At 63.7% G+C, this 20,771-nt stretch carries 13 protein-coding genes and 1 pseudogene; 8 read left to right on the top strand and 6 right to left on the bottom strand.

Going from position 1 to position 20,771, the window contains the following annotated elements; genetic code table 11:
• Positions 1-1,115 precede the first annotated feature (1,115 nt).
• Positions 1,116-5,549, bottom strand: coding sequence for a hypothetical protein (locus ACIBTV_RS20120; RefSeq protein WP_396706923.1), 4,434 nt, complete (start codon positions 5,547-5,549; stop codon positions 1,116-1,118).
• 891 nt (positions 5,550-6,440) lie between these two features.
• Here ACIBTV_RS20120 and ACIBTV_RS20115 point away from each other — a divergent pair.
• A complete protein-coding gene (locus tag ACIBTV_RS20115; RefSeq protein WP_396706921.1) occupies positions 6,441-7,862 on the top strand; it encodes an integrase in 1,422 nt (473 codons plus the stop codon).
• Between the two features lie 250 nt (positions 7,863-8,112).
• On the opposite strand, the gene ACIBTV_RS20110 is transcribed toward ACIBTV_RS20115, so the two are convergent.
• Entirely contained in the window at positions 8,113-8,724 is a 612-nt protein-coding gene (locus tag ACIBTV_RS20110; RefSeq protein ID WP_396706919.1) for a hypothetical protein, read from the bottom strand.
• Positions 8,725-8,805: 81 nt separating this feature from the next.
• On the opposite strand from ACIBTV_RS20110, the gene ACIBTV_RS20105 reads away from it, so the two are divergent.
• The gene (locus tag ACIBTV_RS20105; RefSeq protein WP_396706917.1) at positions 8,806-9,498 is read left to right on the top strand and encodes a hypothetical protein; all 693 of its coding nucleotides are present in this window, start codon (positions 8,806-8,808) and stop codon (positions 9,496-9,498) included.
• 650 nt (positions 9,499-10,148) lie between these two features.
• Here ACIBTV_RS20105 and ACIBTV_RS20100 read toward each other — a convergent pair.
• Both ACIBTV_RS20100 and ACIBTV_RS20095 read right to left on the bottom strand, forming a co-directional pair.
• Positions 10,149-10,889, bottom strand: a complete 741-nt coding sequence (locus tag ACIBTV_RS20100) for a 5-formyltetrahydrofolate cyclo-ligase (RefSeq protein ID WP_396706915.1) — start codon at positions 10,887-10,889, stop codon at positions 10,149-10,151.
• A 10-nt stretch (positions 10,890-10,899) separates the two neighbouring features.
• Positions 10,900-12,105: a helix-turn-helix domain-containing protein gene (locus tag ACIBTV_RS20095; protein ID WP_396707225.1), complete on the bottom strand. Its 1,206-nt coding sequence runs from the start codon at positions 12,103-12,105 to the stop codon at positions 10,900-10,902.
• A 369-nt stretch (positions 12,106-12,474) separates the two neighbouring features.
• Between ACIBTV_RS20095 and amcA the strand changes: the two genes are divergently transcribed.
• From amcA to ACIBTV_RS20075, 4 genes are all read left to right on the top strand, one after another.
• A complete protein-coding gene (amcA, locus tag ACIBTV_RS20090; protein ID WP_396706913.1) occupies positions 12,475-12,639 on the top strand; it encodes a multiple cyclophane-containing RiPP AmcA in 165 nt (54 codons plus the stop codon).
• On the top strand, positions 12,639-12,881 hold the full coding sequence (locus ACIBTV_RS20085; protein WP_396706911.1) for a hypothetical protein: 243 nt from the start codon (positions 12,639-12,641) through the stop codon (positions 12,879-12,881). The genes amcA and ACIBTV_RS20085 overlap by 1 nt, the downstream gene beginning before the upstream one ends.
• Positions 12,882-13,017: 136 nt before the next feature.
• Positions 13,018-13,962, top strand: coding sequence for a polymorphic toxin-type HINT domain-containing protein (locus ACIBTV_RS20080; RefSeq protein ID WP_396706909.1), 945 nt, complete (start codon positions 13,018-13,020; stop codon positions 13,960-13,962).
• Between the two features lie 4 nt (positions 13,963-13,966).
• A complete protein-coding gene (locus ACIBTV_RS20075) occupies positions 13,967-14,422 on the top strand; it encodes a hypothetical protein (protein ID WP_396706907.1) in 456 nt (151 codons plus the stop codon).
• A 2,231-nt stretch (positions 14,423-16,653) separates the two neighbouring features.
• On the opposite strand, the gene ACIBTV_RS20070 is transcribed toward ACIBTV_RS20075, so the two are convergent.
• Both ACIBTV_RS20070 and ACIBTV_RS20065 read right to left on the bottom strand, forming a co-directional pair.
• A complete protein-coding gene (locus ACIBTV_RS20070; protein WP_396706905.1) occupies positions 16,654-17,073 on the bottom strand; it encodes a hypothetical protein in 420 nt (139 codons plus the stop codon).
• Positions 17,074-17,352: 279 nt separating this feature from the next.
• Positions 17,353-17,811: pseudogene (locus ACIBTV_RS20065) on the bottom strand (SMI1/KNR4 family protein); the annotation flags it as partial.
• Between the two features lie 93 nt (positions 17,812-17,904).
• Here ACIBTV_RS20065 and ACIBTV_RS20060 point away from each other — a divergent pair.
• A complete protein-coding gene (locus ACIBTV_RS20060) occupies positions 17,905-19,404 on the top strand; it encodes a hypothetical protein (RefSeq protein WP_396707248.1) in 1,500 nt (499 codons plus the stop codon).
• Between the two features lie 234 nt (positions 19,405-19,638).
• Positions 19,639-20,127 carry a hypothetical protein gene (locus ACIBTV_RS20055; RefSeq protein WP_396706903.1) on the top strand — a complete coding sequence of 163 codons (489 nt, stop codon included), beginning with the start codon at positions 19,639-19,641 and terminating at the stop codon, positions 20,125-20,127.
• Positions 20,128-20,771: the final 644 nt, after the last annotated feature.

The following is a 20,771-nucleotide window of genomic DNA, read 5'->3' as shown; positions in this document are numbered from 1 at the left end:
CATGAGGCGTTGCACCATGCGTCGCGCCTCGTCTTCGGTGTCGAACTGCCACCGGAGCACCCTGCCCGTCTCGGAGTCGCCAGCCCTCGCAACAACGTGCCAGCGGACTTCACGGGCAAGCCATACGTCACGTCGGGTCAGCCGGCCCCACACGCCGTTCCACCAGCGCGACACTAGCTCCCTCGGCACTTGATAATCGTACAGGCGTTCTAAATCCGTGGTGGGGCGGTGGGGTGAGGAAGAGGAGCCGGTGGTGGGCTGAACATGAGGCTCCTGGGGGGCCTGTGAGGAGGAGTGGTCAGCAGCACCGCTGAGAGCGACAGTGCCACCACCGTCATGCACGCGAGGTGAGCCGACAGGTTCCGCGGCGCCTTGGATGCCATGGCCGGGATGGATGTGTCGCCGTGCCGGCCTTGGTCGGCTCGGAGCTTGCCCGTGATTGCCCGTGATCTGTTGCCGAATTGGCCTGTACTGGATCAAGGCGCTCCGCGCGGCGCGGGCCGGGGCGCGGCAACCGGCTCCTCCGGAGCCGCCGCCCCGGCCGCCTACGGCGCCGGGGCGGAAAGTCAGCCGGCCCGAAACCCACGCCCCGCCCCGCGCGTCAGCCCTGGGTCTGTGAGGCGACCCGGTGACGAGTCCCGGAGGACCGTAGGCCAGGCGGACATGCCACCACCCGTTCTCTGCGATCCAAAGGCACAGGAAGCCAGTAGCCATCCTCGGGCAGCCGGGGTTGCCGAACGGGCGCACACGGGCCGCTAAGGCCCAGGGGAAGGAGGGAGGTGGAGAGGGTGAGAGGTGATGGAGAGGGAGAGGCTAGAGCTGCCTCCGGCGGGGGCCAGACGACTCCAGGATGAAGTTGCCGAACGGTTCCGGTACGTGGGTGGTTGGGGAGCTGCCATCCCGCCCGCCACCGACCCAGGCAAGCCGAGCAGACCAGGGCCAGGGCGACAAGGTCGTACGTCCGGTGGGGCGCTCCACCTTGTCACCCTGGCCCTGGTCCGCTCCACGGTGTGTGGGTCGGCGGCAGACGGGATGGCGGCAAGCAGGAGGTTGGGCTGGGCGAATCACGCCGCAGCCCACGGTGGCGGAGGCGGCGGCGACGATCCCGAGCCAGATCACCGCTCGGTTGCGTCAACCAAGTCGGCAACGCCATAGGCACCAGCAAGCAAGAGCGAATCGAGGATGTCAAGGATTTGACCTCTTGAACCAACCCTGGCCTGGGCGTATGCCCTCAAGAGCAGCTCACCGACTTCACGGGCTTCAGCGGATGTACCCGTGCGGACGTCACCCGCCTCCATACCGTGCACCTCAACAAAGCGGGCCGCGCATTTGAGAGCAAGTGTGTCAATCTTGTCTGGAGCATGTTCCAAGGTAATCAAGAGTTGAGATAGCCCATGTGGAAAGGATGGCGACGCAATAAACGCTTCCAACTCTGCCCTGTACGGAGCCAGTGCCCTCCCTCGAAGCATTCCGGGAAATCTTGCCGCAGCCTTCTGAACTTCCTCTTCCTCATCGTTTACCAACACCCGCAGAGCCGCGCCTGCCACGGCTGCCTTGGCGCTGTGCCCAAGTCTGCCGGCAAAGACCTCAGCCGCTCCCTTGCGTATCGCCACAGTAGGACTCCCTACCACATGAGCAACAAGCTCGTCGGCTCCCAGCTCTAGCCCTACGTAGGTGGCAAGACGAGCGCCTGCCTTCTGCACGTCCGCGGAGCCGGAAGAGAGCATGCGATGAATGACCGGCATAGCTACGTCGTTATCGCCGTTAGCGATGTAGACCAGCAATCTCTCCACCGGGTTCGTTGCAAGCAACTTGTCGTCGGCGTCAACGAGCATCTGAAACGAAGCGACCGCCTCCTCACGGGCGTACCGTAGGCAAGCCGTAAGCAGGTGGGCCACACAGGTCCGGACGGCCAGCGAAGAGTCAGCGGCAAGGTGTCGGAGCCACGGAGCAACAAAAGCCGTCCGACTTCCGTCAGGATCGTGGCCGACAATATTGCCCAGCATCTCAACACATGCACCACGGGGCGTATTTATGCCTCGACTGAAAAGCTGGTCCCTGCGGTCATCCTCATCGTCCGACGAACTGTAAGAATTATCGTCTTGAGGACTTGGCGACCGGAGCGTCCGTTCAACTAGCAGTTGTATCACGTCCGCGGGAATCTGCTCATTCAGATGCTTTCGCAGCGCCCATCCGAGCCAGCGGTCATTCTCGGCCACATCGAATGAAGCAACATGCCTTACCGCTTCGAAAACAAGCTCGGGGTCTACCGCCGCCTCGGCATCGCTTAGGCCGAGCAGGAGCGCGTCAGTGTAAGCCGGGTTCACATGTTGTGGAAAGCGAAGCGCTAGCCGCGCGAATCGGCCTGGATCTTTCTTCACCTCCTCCTTCAGGACATGCGAGAGTTCCCGTGCACCGCCACGGAAAGTTGTCCAGTCCTCCCTCTCTCCGTCGTGCTTCCTCATGGCGCGAAGCCACTGCTCGTCATTCATACGCTGAGCAGCCTCTTGTGGGATTGGAGAACCGATAAAGCCACCGGTCACGCCCTCGGGCGCAGGTGGTTCTTCGACACCAAAGAGCCGACGCAGTTCGCCAAGTCGCCTGGCTCCCTGTGCTGACAGTCTCGATTCCTCAAGCCCGGAAAGAAGGTTAAATTGGGCTCGTCCGGGGCGCCGATCTTCCCAGCTCGCGCGGAAGCCAAGGATTGCTTGTTCGAGGCGAGCGAACAGCTCATTCGACAGATGAGGGCTAATTGCCCGGATAAGGCAACGGACTGTCCATGTTGAGTTGGGTGCGTACAGTCCGTCCGCGCGGTCAAGGAGTAGCCCGGCTGCGTACTCGGCATGCACGGGACCGCCTGCTGCCAGAGCTTCATAGAGCAGCCATTGTGCGGCCTCATGCGGGTCGTCGGCCAGCCGGTCCAGCAAGGGACGAGCCTCATCCGGCTGGTCCTGTACGAACTTACGGAGCGCCTCAGCAGCGCAGACGATCAACGCATCCTCTAGTTCGTGGAATGGGGGCTCGTTGTCTTTGCTGAAGAAGTGTCGAGTAAAAACGCGGCCAGACTCGGCCTCCCAAGCCGTTAGAGCCATCACATCCAGCATGTACGGCACGAATGTCAGGCAAAACCTGGCCGGCTCAGCACTGGCGGCGCCAGTCAGCAGCTCAAGAGCCCCGTAGTCGCGCGACTGCAAAGCTTGAACCTTGCCGGACTCATCAAGTTCGAACGCCTTGGGCCGCTCGATGAGGTAAGCGGCCAGCAGCTCGATCGCCCACTCGGGCCTGCGTTCGCCGAGGTCATGAGCCGGCATAAAGAGCTCGTGCTCGTGGCCGTCATGGTCGCCCCGGGCAGTAGAGGCTACGACAAGTTGGAAGAGTGCGCGGCTCTGGTCTAGGTCGGCTAGGCGTGCCATCCAGCGAAGCCAACTGGGATACCTCTCCGCCTGGCGTTCATGCGGAGCAAGTAGTGCCGCCACTTTGTCCGGCCGCTCCCGCGCGCCGGCAGCCATCAGGTCTATCGCCCTGTTCTGGGTTCCGGGATCAGTGCCGCCTAGCCAGGACGCCAGGACCCCCTGACGTTCCAGAAGGTCGAACCACGGGCCAGTACGCAGCGCGAGCCATAGCCGTTCTGTCATAGGAAGTCCGAGACTGATTAAGCGCTCAACCATCTGCCATTCAGCAAGGGTAGGATCTTCCAGCGACCGAATAACCCCGAGTGCCACGTCCTTTAGATGGAACCGCACGCTGGCGTGTCCTAGTAGCTCCTCAAGCTCGCCCACAAACCGCTCGGAGCTCTCCAAACGGAGGTAGGTCAGGATCTGGCGAACCTGTGCCCGCCGGAACAACTCCTGCTCGCCAGCAAGGATGAACTGTACCAAGGTCTGGCCCCGGCGACTCCAATGCCGAGCAAAGGCATAGTCGAAAAAGGTCTCGTGAAAGAATGCAAACTGCCGACCGTCGCGTACGAGGACATGCTCAGAGGCCAGCACATCAGCATCGTCCGCCAAGTCCATGTCGTCCAAGACCGATACGGGGGCCGTCAGGCTCTGCCGACGGCTCATCTCGTCCGCTAGGGCACCGACAACGTCCGCAAAGCGCACGGTCGCACCTTTACGCGTGCGACAGTCACGTCGCTTCCGATCCCAGTAGGCATCAAATAGTTCGTGGGTTGTGCTGAAGGAGAACGGTTCCGACTGGTCCGCTATCGTCGCCAGCAGCTTCAGATGTAGTGGTAACCGCAAGAGATCGCGCTGCTGCCTGGACAGTCTGCTGGCCTCGATACCGAGAGCCTGAACAGCAGCCGTCACTTGTTCATCTGACAAACCAGCAACCGAGACTTGCTTTGCGTCGTGGTTCTTAATCAGAGTGCGGATGCGGTCATCGTTGTCAACATCGAACTTCCTGCATGCCAGAAGCACGCGCATGGCTGGGAATGCAGTCGCTTCGCGCACCAGGTCGGCTACGGCGTCAAAGGTCTGCGGCATCCGGCCAGAGGCCTTGCTGACAGCGTCAAGCTGGTCGACTACCAGCAAGCTCGGACGATCACCAGCCATGCTGGCCAAAGCAGCAACGGGCGAGCGCCCTAGCCCGAGTCTCGCTCCTAGCTCATGCGTCGTATGGAACGGAGCCTGTCGGTCAAGGCGTAACGGAAGAACAACCCAGCCGAGAGACTCGGCTTTGCTCACGGATTCGAGCAGCACGGTGCTCTTTCCCGACCCGCCTGCGCCAGCCACAAAGACACACTGCCGATCACCCGACAGCTCTGTGCTAATCTCGCCGGCCTCTGGCCGGAGGATTACCGGCCGCACCACCTCACGCTCAATGCCAGACCTCCAGACCGCCACTGCATCCCTGACCGCGGTCCTGAGTGATGGAGAGGCAGTGACAGATCGGAAGGTCAGCCCATACGGCGCTAGCTTCTCGCCCATGGCTTGCATATCCAGCTCGTCTGACAAGTTCTCGATAACAAGGTCAGCTAGGGCCGCAGCGACGGCAGGGCCTGGTGCCCCATCAAAGAAGGTGGCTGCCAGGGCAGCGTTGGTGTTGCGGACATGTCGTTCGTCAGGCCAGTGTGCCGAGGTGCCGCGTAGGGTTCGCCACGCGACATCCGCCGACCCATACACCTTTGAGACTAGATAGATAAAGTTCTGGTTGGCCTTGCTCGCCAGCGTTTCTGTGAAGGTTTGAACATCAGCGGAGTGCTGCGCCATCTCGGCCAGGTCGCGCAGCTCCTGGGCAGGAATCGTGGAGACGAAGTGAAATTGCCGCCCAGCACCTACATGCAGCCGAGCCGCCTCAAGCACGCCCTCTGCACGGAGGTCTGCCAGAGTCCAGTAGTTGGAGACTCCCCGCTGTCGCTTGAGCTGGTGTACCTCCACGACGCCAGCGCGACGCAGAGCAAACTCCGTCCCCTTGCCCAGCTCGCCAAGTGGCTCAACCGTGATGGACTCAGCCCGACCTGCCACGACCTCAAGAAGCTGCGAGACGATCCACGCGCCCTCGTAGTGGTTGCCGAGCTTGTCAGCTTCACCGCCAGGGCGAGGACTCATCTCTGCGACTCCAGGACATGAGGGATGCTGGTAACGGACACGTATCAGCTTCTATCATCGCAGCAATAGGATCTTGGCTCCACACCCAGACTTCGTGGAGTGTGTTGGCGAGGTCTGAGGGTCAAGGTGCATGGCGCGTGCCTCCGTCAGGGAGAAATCAGCAAGAGGCACCAGACCAACGATGGCCAGCCGACCCCAGACGGTAGCCACCCCGAACCTGACGGCATCAGATGGCAGCGGTGAGGCAAGTCGACTTAGAGACCACCATTCACGCCGAAGAGGTCGTGCTTGCCCTGATCCCACCCCGACCCCAAGCGGCTGCAAGACGGGCACGACCGGCACCCCGGGCTGAGCGGGCCACGGCGAGGCCAGGAGGCGTGACCATGACCGTAAGCGGGTCCTCTTAATCCGCGGACAGTGAGGAGGGGGGCGGCGAGGTGCCGATCCCAGCAGCCAAGATTGATGCTCCGTCATGTTCCTGTGACGTCGCGTCGGGTCGGCTTTGCGCATGCCCACGGGGGCCAACCACCGCCGCTTGCATGCCAAGTAGCCCGCCGCTCAGCTCCCGACATACGTCCCAATCCAGGCGTAAGGTGTGGGAGTACGCAAGAAAGAGGGGAGTGGCCCAGTGGGCGACTCCCCTGCTTTAGTCATCGAGCTTCAGCGCTCTAGGTGAGAGCATAGCACCTTGTGACCTCTCCATCCCCACAACTGTCGGTGCTGCTGGCCACAGATCCCTACGCCAGTCATGTTGCAGCTCGGCTGCTGGACTTCTTCGCTGATACGACGCCCTGGCCCCGGCGTCTGTGGGACATCAGCAGTGTTCTAGCCCTGCGGGAGGCGCACGAAGCTGGGCGGTGGCAGGCACGCCAGGTCATATCGCCCGGAGCGGTGACCTGGTACCTGCGTAGTCTAGAGCGTCAACTTGGCCCTGACCGAGGTCTCGGCGACGGCAAGCTCCGCCGTCACGTGACTAACCTCTTGCGTTCGGGCCTGGGACCCAACAGCGCAGAACGTCGCCAGCTTGGCCAGCTGCTACCCGCCATCAACGACGGCTATCTCGACCGGTGGCGGGACTCCGTTGATGCTGGCCCCTTGCCGTCACCCGAGCGACTTGCCCGGGCCATCGCAACACACTTGCTCGACCTCGGCCACAGCTCCGGTCAGTTGCATCGCTGGGCACGGCAGCTATGCCGCACGGCGGGGGCTTCGCTCGGCGACCTGTTGGACGGAGCATGTGCACTGGCTCGCCGTCCAGATGTCACTTACGACGTGCTGGTCCCATTCCGTTCCGTGCCTGACCACGATCGACTTGCCGCGCACTTGCCCGAGTGGCGAACAGCGACTCAGGCTGCCGATTGGTTCGCCTCCAACGGTGTCGGCCGCCCGCCACGACAATATGGGGCCTTCCTGTACCCCATCACTGCTAAGGACCCGACTGCCGCTGCCCGCGGCGCCGGCACACTTGTGCAGCGGCTGCAGGCCCGTGCGTCGTATGCCCGAGGCGAAACCGGGAACAGGCTTGAGCCGATTGGCCAGGTGTGGATCGCGGGCCACGACCGCGCGCTGCCCGTCGCCCCGCCAGCACGGGGCGTTGACGTCCTCTCGCTTGTGCGCGAGAAGACCATGTACTCCATCGCCAGCAACAACTTGCTTGACGACGCGTTGGAGATGGCTGCACCTCTCAATGCGGGTCCACCGGCGCCAGCGATCTCAGGCGGCTGGGCTGCAATCGAGTCACTGCTATCGCAGGCTGCGGACGCGGGGGAGGGTAAGCCTGGCAGGGTGGTCGCAGCCGACCGTCTCGCGGCGCTGGTCACCTGCTCTTGGCCACGGGCTGAACTAACGGCTCTGTCCTACCGACACAAGCCGAACCCACCCGATCCGCTGAGCACGGAACTGACACAGCTCAAGAACAACATGGAGCGCAGCCGTGCCGTCGCTTCAGCACTCGCCGGTGGTCATGTGCTGGCCGTCAGCTCGCCCAGCGATGCCGCGGCGGTTCAGCGCATGGCAGCGGTGCTGGCCAATCCATACAAGGAGCTTGCCGACGTGAGGACTGTGTTCGAGGGCGTCCTACGCAGGCTGTATCGGCAGCGCAACATCGTGGTGCATGGCGGCACGACGGCCTCGGTGGCAATGGACGCCACACTTCGTACAGCGCCGCCGCTAGTAGGCGCCGGCTTGGATCGGCTGGTGCACGCAAAGCTGCAGACAGGAGTCGGCCCACTGGAACTCGCCGCGCGCGCCGCCAACTCGCTTGAGCTGGTCGGCGATTCATTGGGCCCCGAGGTTGTGTCGTTGCTCGAGTGACAACAAGTGTCAGGCGACTGGGGGATGTTGATAGCGGTACAGCAACGGAGTACAGCAACCGATCGGGCTGCAGGAGCCACAACGGAACGATCAGGCGCTCCTCGGCTGCGGTGCTGGCCGTAAGACCTCGCACCGCCCGGAGCTACGGATCAGAAGGCAGCCGCCAATCCCTCAGGGCCAACCAGCTCGGCCGCCCGTCGGATGCGTCGTGCCGACGTCACTGGGCCAAGACGCTGCCGGACGGCAAGGCTCAGACCCGTTCGTCGGCCGCAGGCTGACGCCCGATCTCGGGGGTGCCGGTCGGCTTGGGGTCGGCGGGCATCTCTGTGTCCGCTACCAGTCCTTCGAGCTTCATCCAAGCCTTGGCGTACGGGATCGGCCACCACAGCGTGCCCTCAAGGATCGTGGCCACAGGAACGCCGAGGGAGTGAACGATTTCGGCCTGGCGATGTCGTGTCCGCTCGGACAGCACCAGGCCCTTTACGCAGTTCAGGTAGCGGAGGACCGCGGTCCGTTTGGGCTCCTTGAACGCGCGGGCGTACCTCCCGGCGTTGTCGTGCAGCTCGTTGATGCGAAGGCTCATGCGTTCGTAATGGCGCTTCCGCTCCTGCCGCAGCGACTGCTTGACCTCCGCCGACGCATCGTTGGGGATCTCGTGAACGAGGATGGCGGCCGACAGTGTCAGGTCCAGAATCGCGGTGAGCAGGTCCCGACGTAGGCGCACGTCCTCCAGGATGCGCTCCTTGCGAGCCTCAAGACGAGGCTTGGCCAGGTACTCGACGGCGAGGGTCACGAAGACGGCGGTCGTGGCGGCGGTCACGACGGTGTCCCAGTTGACCATGGGCAGATTCACTAGCGGCACGCCGAGAGTGTGCACGAGGCTCCCGGCGCTTCGGCATCCCGCGTATGGTCGGCGATCAAATGAGCCGGGGAGGGCGAGAGCGTGGGCATGTTTCTCAGCACTGACATCACGGTCTGCGACACCACCGTCGAAGACGTTTCGCTGCTCTGGGCTGTACGGCCGCCGAGGGACCGACGGATCGGCGAACCACGCCCGCGGCCCAAGGACCAGGCTGAGGGATGGGCTATCGACGTCCCGAGTGTTCTCGCTTTGGTCGAGGCAATTGAACGCGCCGGCGGCGAGCCGGGGATGCTCCGCGAGGCCCTGCTCGACTGCATTACCCAGCTCCTGCCGCATGGATGCTGCCCCGATTGCGAGTCGGCGTTGCCCAGCTACGAGAAGGCACTCGCCGCGTACGAGGAGGCGACCGCGGATTTGGCTGAGCGCCAGGCCGGAATGACCGGCGATACGCACCCCTTCATCGTCACCCGATCCTCGGCTGTACACCTCTGGAAGTGTCCTGCGGCGCCGACGGAGGAGCTGTTCCACCCGGGGGCGACACTGGAGGAGTTCGTTCACGGCAAGCTGGTCGACGGCAGGGTGGAGGTACGGCCGGGGTATCAGGGTGAGCCGACGAACGGGGCACGCCGGATGACCGGCGACGAGCTGGCGGAGTGGATTCGGTCGGTGCGCGGGCCGAAGGGCGGAGCCAACTACCGGCGCTGCGGAAGGTGCCAGCCAGCCCTGCCCGTCGCGTACATGTCGCAGGCGCAGGACGCCTACCTGAACGACTGACGGCGGCTCTAGCGGTGAGCGCATCCGTAGCTCAGCACTGTCCCCACTAGGAACAACAGCTGGCGGCTCAGTCCGGCCCCACCGGCGCCAATGATCCATGTCGAGGTGGGCCGCTCTCCTGCGGACACGGCGCCAGGCCAAGTAGGGCGCCGAGGCCGCTACGTCATCAAGAAGTCAGCAAGAGGCCCAGCGCCATCCGTCGCTGGGCGACGCCGGATGGTGTTCGGCCCGCGTCCGACGACACGAGATGGCACTGCTTGAACCGCGATGGCGGGCGAGATCGACATTCACACCGAAGAGGTCACTGGTTCGATCCCAGTATCGCCCACCATGAATATATGCAGGTAAGAAGCCCGTCACCGGAACCACCGGTAACGGGCTTCTCCGCTGTTGCCCCTTAAATTGGGAGCAGATTGGGAGCACGGCGCTCCCGCCCTTGGTTGGCCTGGCATTCCCTATGGCCCGGGCCCGCGTTCATCGGCGTGCCCTGGCTCGGATCCGTCGGCTGGCAAACTCCACTAGCGACCGGCTTGATCGCATCTCCCGCGGCCCGCAGCAACTGGAGTTCCACCAGCGGGCCTGCTCGACCTCTGGTCTCGATGGCCAAGCCAGCGTTGATGCCCGGGAAACGCCCTGTCCCGACGGTCCTGCTAGGGGTTGTGCCGGGCGTCTTGCCATCTTGTGCCGCCCAGAATCGGGATGCTGTCTAGCTGATCGTGACGGAGGTCTTTCCCGATGATGCCTGCCGGTCGATCTCGATCCGCCGGGTAGTTGAGCACCTCGGTGGGGGTGATCGCAAGATCGACGTTGAAGTCGTGGCTGGCGCGGGGTAGTTCCTCGTCGAGGAGTTGGATCTGGTGGATGGTGGTGGTGATGGCGGTCCCCTTGGTGACGAGTCCAGCCTCGGTGAGGAGCGCGATCTCTAGGTCGGAGTAGCCGGCGCCCTTGCCGACCCGTACGCCGTCCCGCCGGCTCACGGCGACGCTACCGCAGACGATCAGGTCCACCGGGCGCATGTCGTCGGGGCCGACTGTAGGTGCGACGTCAGGTGCGCCGGTGCTGGTGGCGGCCGCCTCGAACGGAGCGGTTAGAACGGTCGGGTCGAGCAGGTAGAAGGGCTTCGGCGTGGCGAGTCGCGGGACCGCCATGTAGAGCAGCTTGCCCTCTTGGAGAGCGCGTACTCGCACGGGCAGTTGGGCCCGGTCGGGATTGCACTTGATGACCCGTGCCCGCCTCCAGACATCCAACGCGGCGAGTCGGGCGGCGGCGTCTTCCTTGCCGGTGAAGTCAGGGATGTGACCGTGAACGCCGATGGGTGCGGCACCTTCGCGTTCAAGGAGATCCCAGACCCGTTGCCGAACGGACTGCTTGGCATGGCCAATGCTGGTCACGCTGCTCCTCCTACCGGGTCATGAGGGTGAACAGTCGGTCGTTGACGTCCTGGACCGAGGGCAGGTCGCGCCAGGGACGCAGTTGACGGGCCGCGGCGAAGGCGAGGTTGAGGCCGCCACCAGCGCGGGTCCGCTCGATGACCTCGATGGTCTGGTGCAGGTAGGACGTGGCGGCATCGACGTCACGATGAAGGATGCTGGCAAGGGCGAGATTGCCGAGGACGACGGCGGTCGACTTGCGGCGTGCGGCGATGAGTTGTCGAGCCTCCTCCAAGGCGGTGATGGCGTCGGCCGGCTTGCCCAGAGACAACCAACAAGACCCCGCGAGTCGCGCGTGATGGCTGGGACAGAAAAGGGCAGCGGCCGGATCCCGACGATCTACCGAGGCGAAGTGATCTTCAGCGGCACCAAGGGCATCGAAGCAGTCGCGGGCCTGGCCGAGCATCGCGTGCGCCTCGGCACGGTGCAGTTGGGCGAGGCCCGCGATCACGTGGCTGCCGGTGCGGCTTACGCCGGCGGCGCGCACGGTCAAGGCAACGCCAGCGGTCGGCTGCTTGGTGCCGTATAGAGCGAGATAGCTCTTGCGCAGCAACGCGTTGGCCTCAGTGACTCCGTCGCGGGCGTCCTGTGCGGCGCGGACCGCCTGGTCGAAGTATGCGGCGCTGGCGGCGTGGTCGTGACGCTGGGAGGCGTCCCACACGAGCTGACCCATCAGCGTGGCGGACTCGGCGACGGCTGCGGCCAGTTCACGCTGAACCAAGCCGTCGCTGGCGTGCTGGCGCAGGAAGGTCGCCTGGCCGTGTAGCTGCCCCGCCTCGGCGAGCAGAAGCGTCGAAGGCATCCGGTCGTAGCGCTCGTCAAGGCACTGCACACGCTCCCGTAGGTACGCGACGGTGACTAGGTCGACGCGGCGGGGGTGCCGCAGCACATAGTTGAGACGCTCGTTGGGCGGCGACGGTGGCTGGTCGACCTCGACCAACAGGTCTGCCAGCTCCTCGACCGACAGTTTGAGAGCCGCAGCCAAACGCGGTCGATGCCACGGCTGTGGATCAGTCTCTGCCCGTTCCCACCGCACAATGGTAGAGCGGTCGACGCCAAGAACTTCGGCAAGGCCTTCCTGGCTCAAGCCGAACGCCTTCCGGCGCTCGGCCAGCCGATGCCGACGCTTGCCCGGGCGCCGCCCTCCTCCGCCGTTGACCATCACGGACTCATTCATCCAGCTCACGCCGTGTAGCGCAATGAGGATGCATCAGTTCTGCGTCATCGCCGCTCTGTGAACCGCATGCCCTCCGCGGTTAGGTGAAGCCACGGGCGGCGATCATGCCCGACCTACCGAGCGGGGGTGCGAGGTGAGCTCCGAAGAGCTAGATCGAACTGATACGGCTGCCGAGGACAACCTCGATCATCGGTCGCTACCGCCGCGTGGTACTCCCGGTCGCCTGTGGGTGATGCCCCATCTGCGTACTGCCACGAGGGCTGCGTGGGTGGGTGACCGGCGGCCTGCTCCTAGCCGCTGTAGTGCGGCGGTGGGTTCGCCTACCACCGGCGAGCCCACCGCTCACCGAGCTGGAAGGGGGGTGGCGGAATGACGGTGTATGTCTCGCGTAACGCGAGAGACGACCAGAGCTGGCGATCCGAAACCCTGACCCACGTTCCCGCGCGGCAGCAGGCGCATCGCCCTGATCCGCCGCTGCTCACCCACGTGTGGCGTCGGCTCTTTGAGCAGCAGGCCCGGGAGGACGATCTTTGATGACAGAGGAGCAGGGCCGCACCTTGGGACGCCCACTCGCGGGTGAGCTCGTGGAGCATCTGCCGCTACGCCCGTTGTGGCTGTGTCGCCGCTGCGGACAACCATGGCCATGCGGAGCGGCGAAGGTCGCTCTTCTCACCGAGTACCAGGACAACCGCGTGAGCCTATTCCTCGAACAAATCCAAGCATTCCGCCTGCTGGCCGCGCTGCTCCGGCAGTACGCCCAAACAGAGCAACGATGACGAACGTGATCTTGGAAAGACCGTCCGTGTTCCAGACGACGTGAACCTCGAGGAGTTCACCCGAACGTGGGGCGAACTCCGTGCAGGATACTTCGCCTACCAGAACACAGACGGATCTCTTGCCAACCCTCGCTGGATGGCCGAAGCTGAGCTGGACCTCGCCATGCAGGTCTGTGACAAGATCGGCAGGGATGCCTGCGGCGATTGGTACGAGGAACTCTTCGAGGCTCGCACCATCTTGGTATGCGCGGACTACTGCGACATCAGTGCCGATTCGATCGGCTACGCGGCGGCAATGGCCAGACAAGCCATCAAGGCCGGGAGGGCCGGGAAGGCTAGCACGGCGTCGACCAGCTGCGGAGCGATGAGCTTCAGTGGTGACACGCACGTGCTCATGGCCGACGGGACGACGAAACCGATCGCAGATATCCGTACGGGCGACCAGGTCCTCGCGACTGACCCGGAGACAGGCGAACAGGGTCGGCGTGTCGTCACGCGTGTATGGGTTCACGAGGACCAGCTCGTCGACCTCAAGCTCGACGACAACAGCTCCCTGACCACAACCGAGGACCATCCCTTCTGGAACCAAACCAAGCACAGATGGCAGGAGGCACAGGACGTCACCCTCGGCGACCGCCTCCTCACGCCCGAAGGTGACGGTCCAGCAGTCAACGGGATCGACTGGACTACCGCTCACCGTGCTGGTGCATATAACCTCACCGTCGATGACATCCACACGTACTATGTGCTGGCTGGGAGCAGTCCCGTACTGGTGCATAACTGTCCACCGGGCGGAGGCTCGGTACCCAGCGGTCAGCAGGGACGAGGGCTCCAGATTCCGGATGGCGCGTCTAAAGGGCAATGGCTGAAGGAGCGGGCCGGCTCCCTCGGGTTCTCGCAGCGCGTCCCAGCGCAGAAGGTTCCGTTCGACTCCAAAGGGCAGGCTGCGTTCTTTGACGGCAAGCGCTACATCACGCCTGACGTCACTGGGCACAACACGCTGAATGGCTGGAAGATGTTTGATCGAAAGGGGAACCGCCTTGGTACATACGATTCTGATCTCAACTACCTGAAGCCCTAGAGTGATGTTTAGCATCAGACTCGCCCGCTCGGGCGACGCCGTGCTCGGTTCTAGCGTTAGTCTCGGTCGGATCACTGCTGACGGCCTCGATGAGGCCTTCGAAGCTCCAACATCCGAGTGGGATGAGGCGGCCTACCGTGCGAGTTGGAGAAGTGAGCTGCAGCGGATCCTCGACGGCGCTGACAGGGCTGTACTCTTGACCTTGGTGGTTGATCCGCTCAGTGCTAACTGGCTGAGAGGGTATGTCCTCTACCGACTTGGTAATGAGATTCGGATTCAGGAGCGACTATTCTTCGCTAACGAACTCGACCACGAAATCGATCTCGCGAATCCAAGTCGATCAGTCCCGACCTACGAGTCAGTCAACGAGGATGGGGTCAGGATCTCCGAGTGGGTTACTTCTCTAGGGGAGTTGCGCGACTTCTTCGAGATCGAGTACGGGGTCGCCGAAGGTGAGTAATCGAGTAAAAGCCGAGTCGTGGGAGCAGATCGTGAGCTCTGAGGCTAAGAACTCCTGAACGAAATGATGTCGGGCGTGTCCCCGGGGCGTGAGAACTGTTTCTGCCTGAACTTGAGGAGGGGTGAGCAGCCCAGGGCCCCGGCAAAGTCGCGGGGATGCCTGGCTTGAGGCGGTTGGGGTAGACGCGCCCTTGCCTGGGGTAGCAGGGCGGGCGTGACCGATTCAGGTGATCACCGAGGTTCCTACGCCTTATTAACTGACGTCCGAAGTGAGTCATGCCCGCTCTGCCATCATCGACGTACTCGATCACAAGGTGGAACCGTAACTCAGATCAATCGAGGAAATCTTGCATCCTGACACTGAGGACGAACCTGATTGGCTGTTTCACGGCATTCTTCGATCATGGTTTGCTTCTGATGGGAATTACCTTGGATGTGTCCGCTGCAGGAGACTCGCATTTTCAACCGCACACGTGCACGCTTTGACGCGCGAGTTTCCAGTCGTCACGATGACGATGCCTCATCGACTTCAGGGGGGCTCCGGGGTCCAGGAGTCGATAAGCTTTGCCCAGCACGACCAGGTGTGCCAAGACGCGTTCCGGCGAATGTCTGCGCAGAGTCCGCTGTCTCTTGGCGATCCTCCGTCAACTGAAGACATTGTCGGGGAGTACCACCGTTTCGCGCGGCGCAGGCTGAAGGCGGTTTGCCACCTGCCGTAAACGAAGTTGAAGACGGTATCTTCATTTCGGCCGTGGCCGGTCGGCTCGATCTGGCCGAAAAGGGTTTCGGTCTAGCTGAAGAGCTGTCGGCGATATGGCCGGCGTCGCGACTGCCCTTGGGCTGGGCTGGTCGGGATGGATGGTTGCAGGGGGTTGCGGCGCATTGCAGGCGATGCTAAGGCCCTCCAATTGACCGTCGACAGCCAAATCGGCAAGCACAAGCTGGCGAAGGTGAAGAGTTGCCCGTTGGAACAGACCTAGTGTCTCGCAATGCAGCCTTGAACGGGGTAATCCAGGTGGCGGATCTTGAAGTTGGCGGCGTTTCCGGCCTTGGACGATGTTGGGCCGTCACCCTCCAAGGGTCGGGTCAATCGTGGTCCGCGTGCTTGTTGAACCTCGGGAAATGCCGAGTCAGGGTGACAGTGGTCGTCGCTTGAGCTTGCAATCAAAGGGGAGGGCTCGGCCTGCGCATGAATGCTCGCTGAGCCCTCCTCCCTTTGGATTCGAACAATACATCCTCCGGTACGGTCGTAAGACTGTGCCGACCATCTACGACGAATAGGGCCGACGCTGCGAGTCGTCCGCCGACGCACTGATCTAGCCGCTGATAGGGCGCTGCATCGGTGAGGGTTTCCGGTCCACCGCAGGATCGTGGGAGCAAACCGGGAGCGTATGAGGCCGCCGGCCACTGGCCAGGCGTCGACGCCAGCGTGCGGCCGGTCCCGTCCACGGTTACGGCGGAATGACGAACGACCTGCGGTAGCACCCATCCGCGTCCGGCTGGCGGCAGCCCGGTGACAAGCCTGGGGATCGGGGGAGCAGGTTGGGAGCACGCGGGTGCCCTGAACGGCTCCGAACGGCATCGAACCGCACTGAACAGCACTCAACCGCACCCACCCTGAGCTGCGGCTCCTCGTTCTCGCAGGTCAGAGGCGGTGCGGCGTCCTGTTTCACACGGAGTGCTCAGCGGTTTTGCGCAGCAGTCGACAGAAGTCTATGTCGCCTGGCGCTAGTGTATGCGCAGGTCACGGCGGTAAGGAGCCGCTGGATGGCCTGGCCTTGCAATTGGGAGCAGATTGGGTGCAGGTTGGCGAAGTGGTCACCGCGCCCGAAGTGCTCACCGAGACCGGACGGGAAAGAGGGCTTTGACCTGCGGTGATGCGGCGAGCCCGGTCCACGTGACCACCCAGAGAACTCCGAAGTGGTCAGCGTTGACTGCTCCCACCTGGCTGATAGAGGCTTGTCGTCCTGGACCCGCTGGCGCCATTCACCGGAGGACATCTGGCATCGACGTGCGGCTCTGCATTCGACGTGGCGGAGTCGGTAGGGATTCCGGCAGTTGAGACTCGCTCCCACAGGAAATCCTCTGACCAGGGCTTACTGGGCGGTGACCGCTTCGGCGGATCCGAAGGCGTCAGAACGAAGTCGCCAACGAAGTCACGGTTGGTCCATGGGTTACAGATCCCTACCCGATGGAAGCACCTGAGAGCCCGGGCATCGGCGGCCCGACACCTTATTCATCAGCCCAACTACCCGGATAGCGGGTGCGGACCAAATCAACCAGCCCAGGATCGATGTGCTTGATGAGCCGGACGACCGACGGGCCGTCGAGGCTTTCGAGAACGTACATTTGAAATGTATATGACACGTCGTAGGAATCCGGCCCGGAGTAGTCAAGCACCTCTCGACAGAAAAGACAGAACCGGCGTACCAAGTCTGGATCGAGATCAACAACGCCCAGACGATCGAATAGCAACGGACTAACAGCATTTAGCACGTACTTGAAGTGCTCGATTGCCTCAGGGAAGCGGTCTTCCTCGATAGCCGAGTCGAGTTCGTCGCACACAAGCTCCCTAATCGACGAACGCACCTCAGGGAAGTGGCGCCAAGTGGCGCTGCCGATCGGGCCAAAGTCCAATCTTTCGGTCAACATCTGTTACCTCCGAGATCGACAAAACACAGGACTCAAACAGACACCACAGGAAACCGCATCCGCTGCAACCGCCCGCTATTCACCATCTTGGATCAGGCGTTAGCTGCCGCGACGGCACCGGTGCAGTACCTTCAGGACGTCGCCCAAACTCGCTGGCGTGCGGCTGCTGAGCCCGACCCAGCGCGCCGCGGTGCTCACCCTCCTTGCCGAGCTGCCCAGCCTCACCGTCACCGACCGCGCTGGCCGCACCGGCGAGGCCGTTTCGGTCACCACCAACGCTCACGGCCTGCCTGCCCAAGACACGGCCATCCTCGATCCACGCTCCGACACGCTATCGGGGTATGAGGAGATGCTGACCATGAAGGTCTCGAAGTCGGGGGCGAGGATCGTGATCCGGTAGTTCCACTCCTGGTCGACGTGTACGACGGCCGGCTCACCGGGCGAGCGATAGTCGAGGGCGACCATGTCGTGACCCGCCGACGGGTAGTTGGAGATGTAGATGCCGATTTCCGGGTAGCTCCACTTCGCTACCCAGAACGCGCTGCCGAACTCGCCGCAGAGGCTGAACCGAGCAGTTCCGCCGATCGCCGCCAGGGTGTACACGCCAATGTGGTCCTCGGCCCAGGATGTTCGGCTGGGTGCGGGGTGGGCGTCGCGGGCGAACGAGCCGCCGTTGTGTCGACGGGCAGGGTCGACGTACGAGGCGGGCAACTGCTGCCCAAGCTGCGCTTCCACCGAGAGTCCTGCATGATTACGGACTCGACCTCCGGTCGCGCGCCGTGGCACGGTTCGGGCGGGCGAGTGGTTGTCCCGGTCGGGTAGCTTCGCGGGGTGGTTGACCGAGCGGTGCGTCCCGGCGATGTCGCCGTGATGAGGTTGTCCGACGGTGGTTTTGGGGCGTGTCAGGTCACGGGTGCCGATGCCGATGTGACGTCGGCGTATGCGCTGTGTTGGCATTCGGTGGACCGGCCGAGCCTGGACGAGCTGCGCGGCGTTGAGCCGCTGAGGCTTGACCATCATGCCCATGACGGGCGCCTTGCTCACTTGTCGATCGGCAGCTGGCATGCGGTGCCGCCGGGGTTCGCGTGGATCGGAAGGCTGCCCGTTCCTGACGATGTTCCGGCGTTGTCGAACACGTACTCGGGCTGGCAGTCACTTGCCGACGATGTAGTCAGGCAGCGCCGCTGGGACCAGCTGCCGGCGGCAGTGAAGTCCGCCTACCGTGCTGCGGCCACCCGCGGCCAGGTTGACGTCGACTTCGGTGCCGGGGCGGCAACGCTCGGCGCGGCCACGTCTCGGCTGGACTTGAACGGTGAGGGGTCGGTGCGGGTGCCTACGTCCGGACCGGTGCGGTGGTCCGCTCTCGATCAGTTGCCCCGCTGTACGGCGTTGACGTGGGCGGGACCGGACCGAGGTCTGGCACGAGCGTTGGCAGAGCGCCCTGTTGTTTCGTGGCTGACGTGGCTGGACGCCCCGCCGGTCGTTGATCTGGCTGACACCGGTCTGCAGCACCTGTCGCTGCACGGTGCGGATGTTCGCGAGGTTCGGCTGCCCCGCGGCCTGCATGGCCTTGAGCTAGCGGCAGTGGACCCGAGTCTGGCCGTGTACGCGGCGGACGACGGCCGGTGGCTTCATCTCACCCTGACCGGCGCCGACGCGGAAACGACGGTTCCTGCCGGTCTGCACGGTGTTCGAGGGGTCGCCCTGGATGGTGGCGGCACCATGTCCGCCGCTGCCGTGGGGGAACTGAAAGAGCTGGAGAGCTTCCGGATCTTCTGGCGCAAGCCCCCGGGGCGGCTGGTCGACGCCGCGGCTCTGTCCGGTCTGCCCCGTCTGGCTGTTCTCGAGCTTTTCGATGGCTACGGTTTGGACGCGGACACATTGCCGGACCTGATCTCGCTGACGCAGCTGAGCATCGGCGGTCTACGCCGATCGATCGTGCCGGCTTTGAAGGCCCGCTACCGCGGCGCCGGGGTGGGCCTGATCATCGAAGGCGCGAAGTCCGACACGTGGCTGCTTGCCAACCTGAACAACCCGTTCAGGGACTGGGTCGACGACGACGCCCGAGGCGGAGCCGCCGCCTGCAAGGCATACGCCAGAGCGGTCCGTACCATTGACAAGCTTCCGCAGGACCATGATCGGCGTGCCGACGAAGCTGAAGCGGCTCTGCGCACCCTGGTTGAGGCGCTCAACGGCATCGATCAGAAGTACGAGATCATCGACACGCTGCGCCGAGACGAAGCCTGCGCCGCGTTTATGGAACTCGCTGCCCGAGCTGAAGTCCCATCGCATCTGGCCGACCAGTGGCTCGACGAGTGGCGTGACTTCTAACTGACTCCCTCGGGCCTACCGTGGCGTTCGAGCGATGCAAGATCAGGCCAGAGCGCGCGCTACCAGCGTCGGGGGCTCGGTCTTCCATGATGGGTTGACGGAAACGGCACCGCAGGATGCTTGACGCCAGGTCGAGTTCGAGTCGTGCTGGTGCTTCGGTCGATGGTAGGGGTGTCGGGCTCCTGCGTGGTCATGGTCCGGTTGTCAACGCCGTCGCGCCCGTAGGATCTGCTGATGATCGAACCGTCACCGGTCACCCGGTCGTCGTTGCGGCAGGTGTTTCCGATCGTGGCGCCGATGCCGATGGCCGAGCTGCCGACCCGCACGTGGTTCGACGAGCAGTGGGAACGGATCAAGCTCGGTTTCGAGGCTCGCGGCGGCATGGACGAGAAGTGGAACGTGTTCGTTGAGGACCAGGTCGCGTTCCTGCATCGCAGCTGGACCGGTAACGGGGTCTTCGAAGCGTCGTTCTCGCCCGTTGGTGGCGGTGGTTGGCGTATCTCAGCGGCGACGGTGGAGTCCGACCCGTCGCGTTACCGTCGCAGCTCTGAACGTTATGACCGAGTGATGGTCGAGCTTGTGCTCAGCGCGATCGTGCTCGGTGAGCCTGCCGTGGACCTGCGTGCCGAGCTCGTCGCGCTGACGACGCAGAAGTCCGGACGGACCGACCTTCCCGCGGGCCTCATCGAACACGGTGCGCTCGGGCTGAGGTCAGCCCCATAGCCGACGAAACGTTGCCAGGTCACGCACGAAGGCGAGGCTGCCGTCCTGACCCGGGATGGCGATCTGGTGTTAGCTCTGGTGCGGTTCGGATCGGTGGTGCTGCGGCGGGGAACGGCCGCGATCGGAGTGTCGGCGTCATAGACGGTGACGGTGTGCTCGTCGAGGGCGGTGGCGAGTTTGCGAATGTGGACCTTCCCGAGCGTCCGAGGCCACCATCCACTGGCCGGGCGTCGACGCCAGCGTTCGGCCGCTCCCTCCCACGGTTAGTGCTGGTTCAACTGGTCGAGTAGGCGCGCACAGCTTGAGCGCGTGCGGGATCGGCGGTACCGCTACGGGTGATCGACAGGCTTGCCGTCGTGGCGGTCGAGACGTGTCAGCCCGCAGGCCGGCGCGTTGCACCGAAGCAAGGCTCGACCACATAGGTGTGACTGCTCACGCTACTTATTGAGGTCTGCCCATTGCGCCTGCGTAGGCAGCCCTCCGTATTCGAGCCGCTGGACGATCGCTTGCTTCCTAGTCGGGTCCAAGGTCTCGGGCAGTTGGTCAAACGGGTCTGCTGCACCGACAGGTGACATCTGAGATGGCTTGCCCTGACGGTGAGCTGGAAGGATGTTGCTGTGCCCAAGCCCTACCCCCGTGAGTTC

Origin of the sequence: Micromonospora sp. NPDC049366 (assembly GCF_044466625.1) — a bacterium.
Taxonomy (GTDB): domain Bacteria; phylum Actinomycetota; class Actinomycetes; order Mycobacteriales; family Micromonosporaceae; genus Micromonospora.
This window is presented reverse-complemented; position numbering and strand designations above follow the sequence as displayed.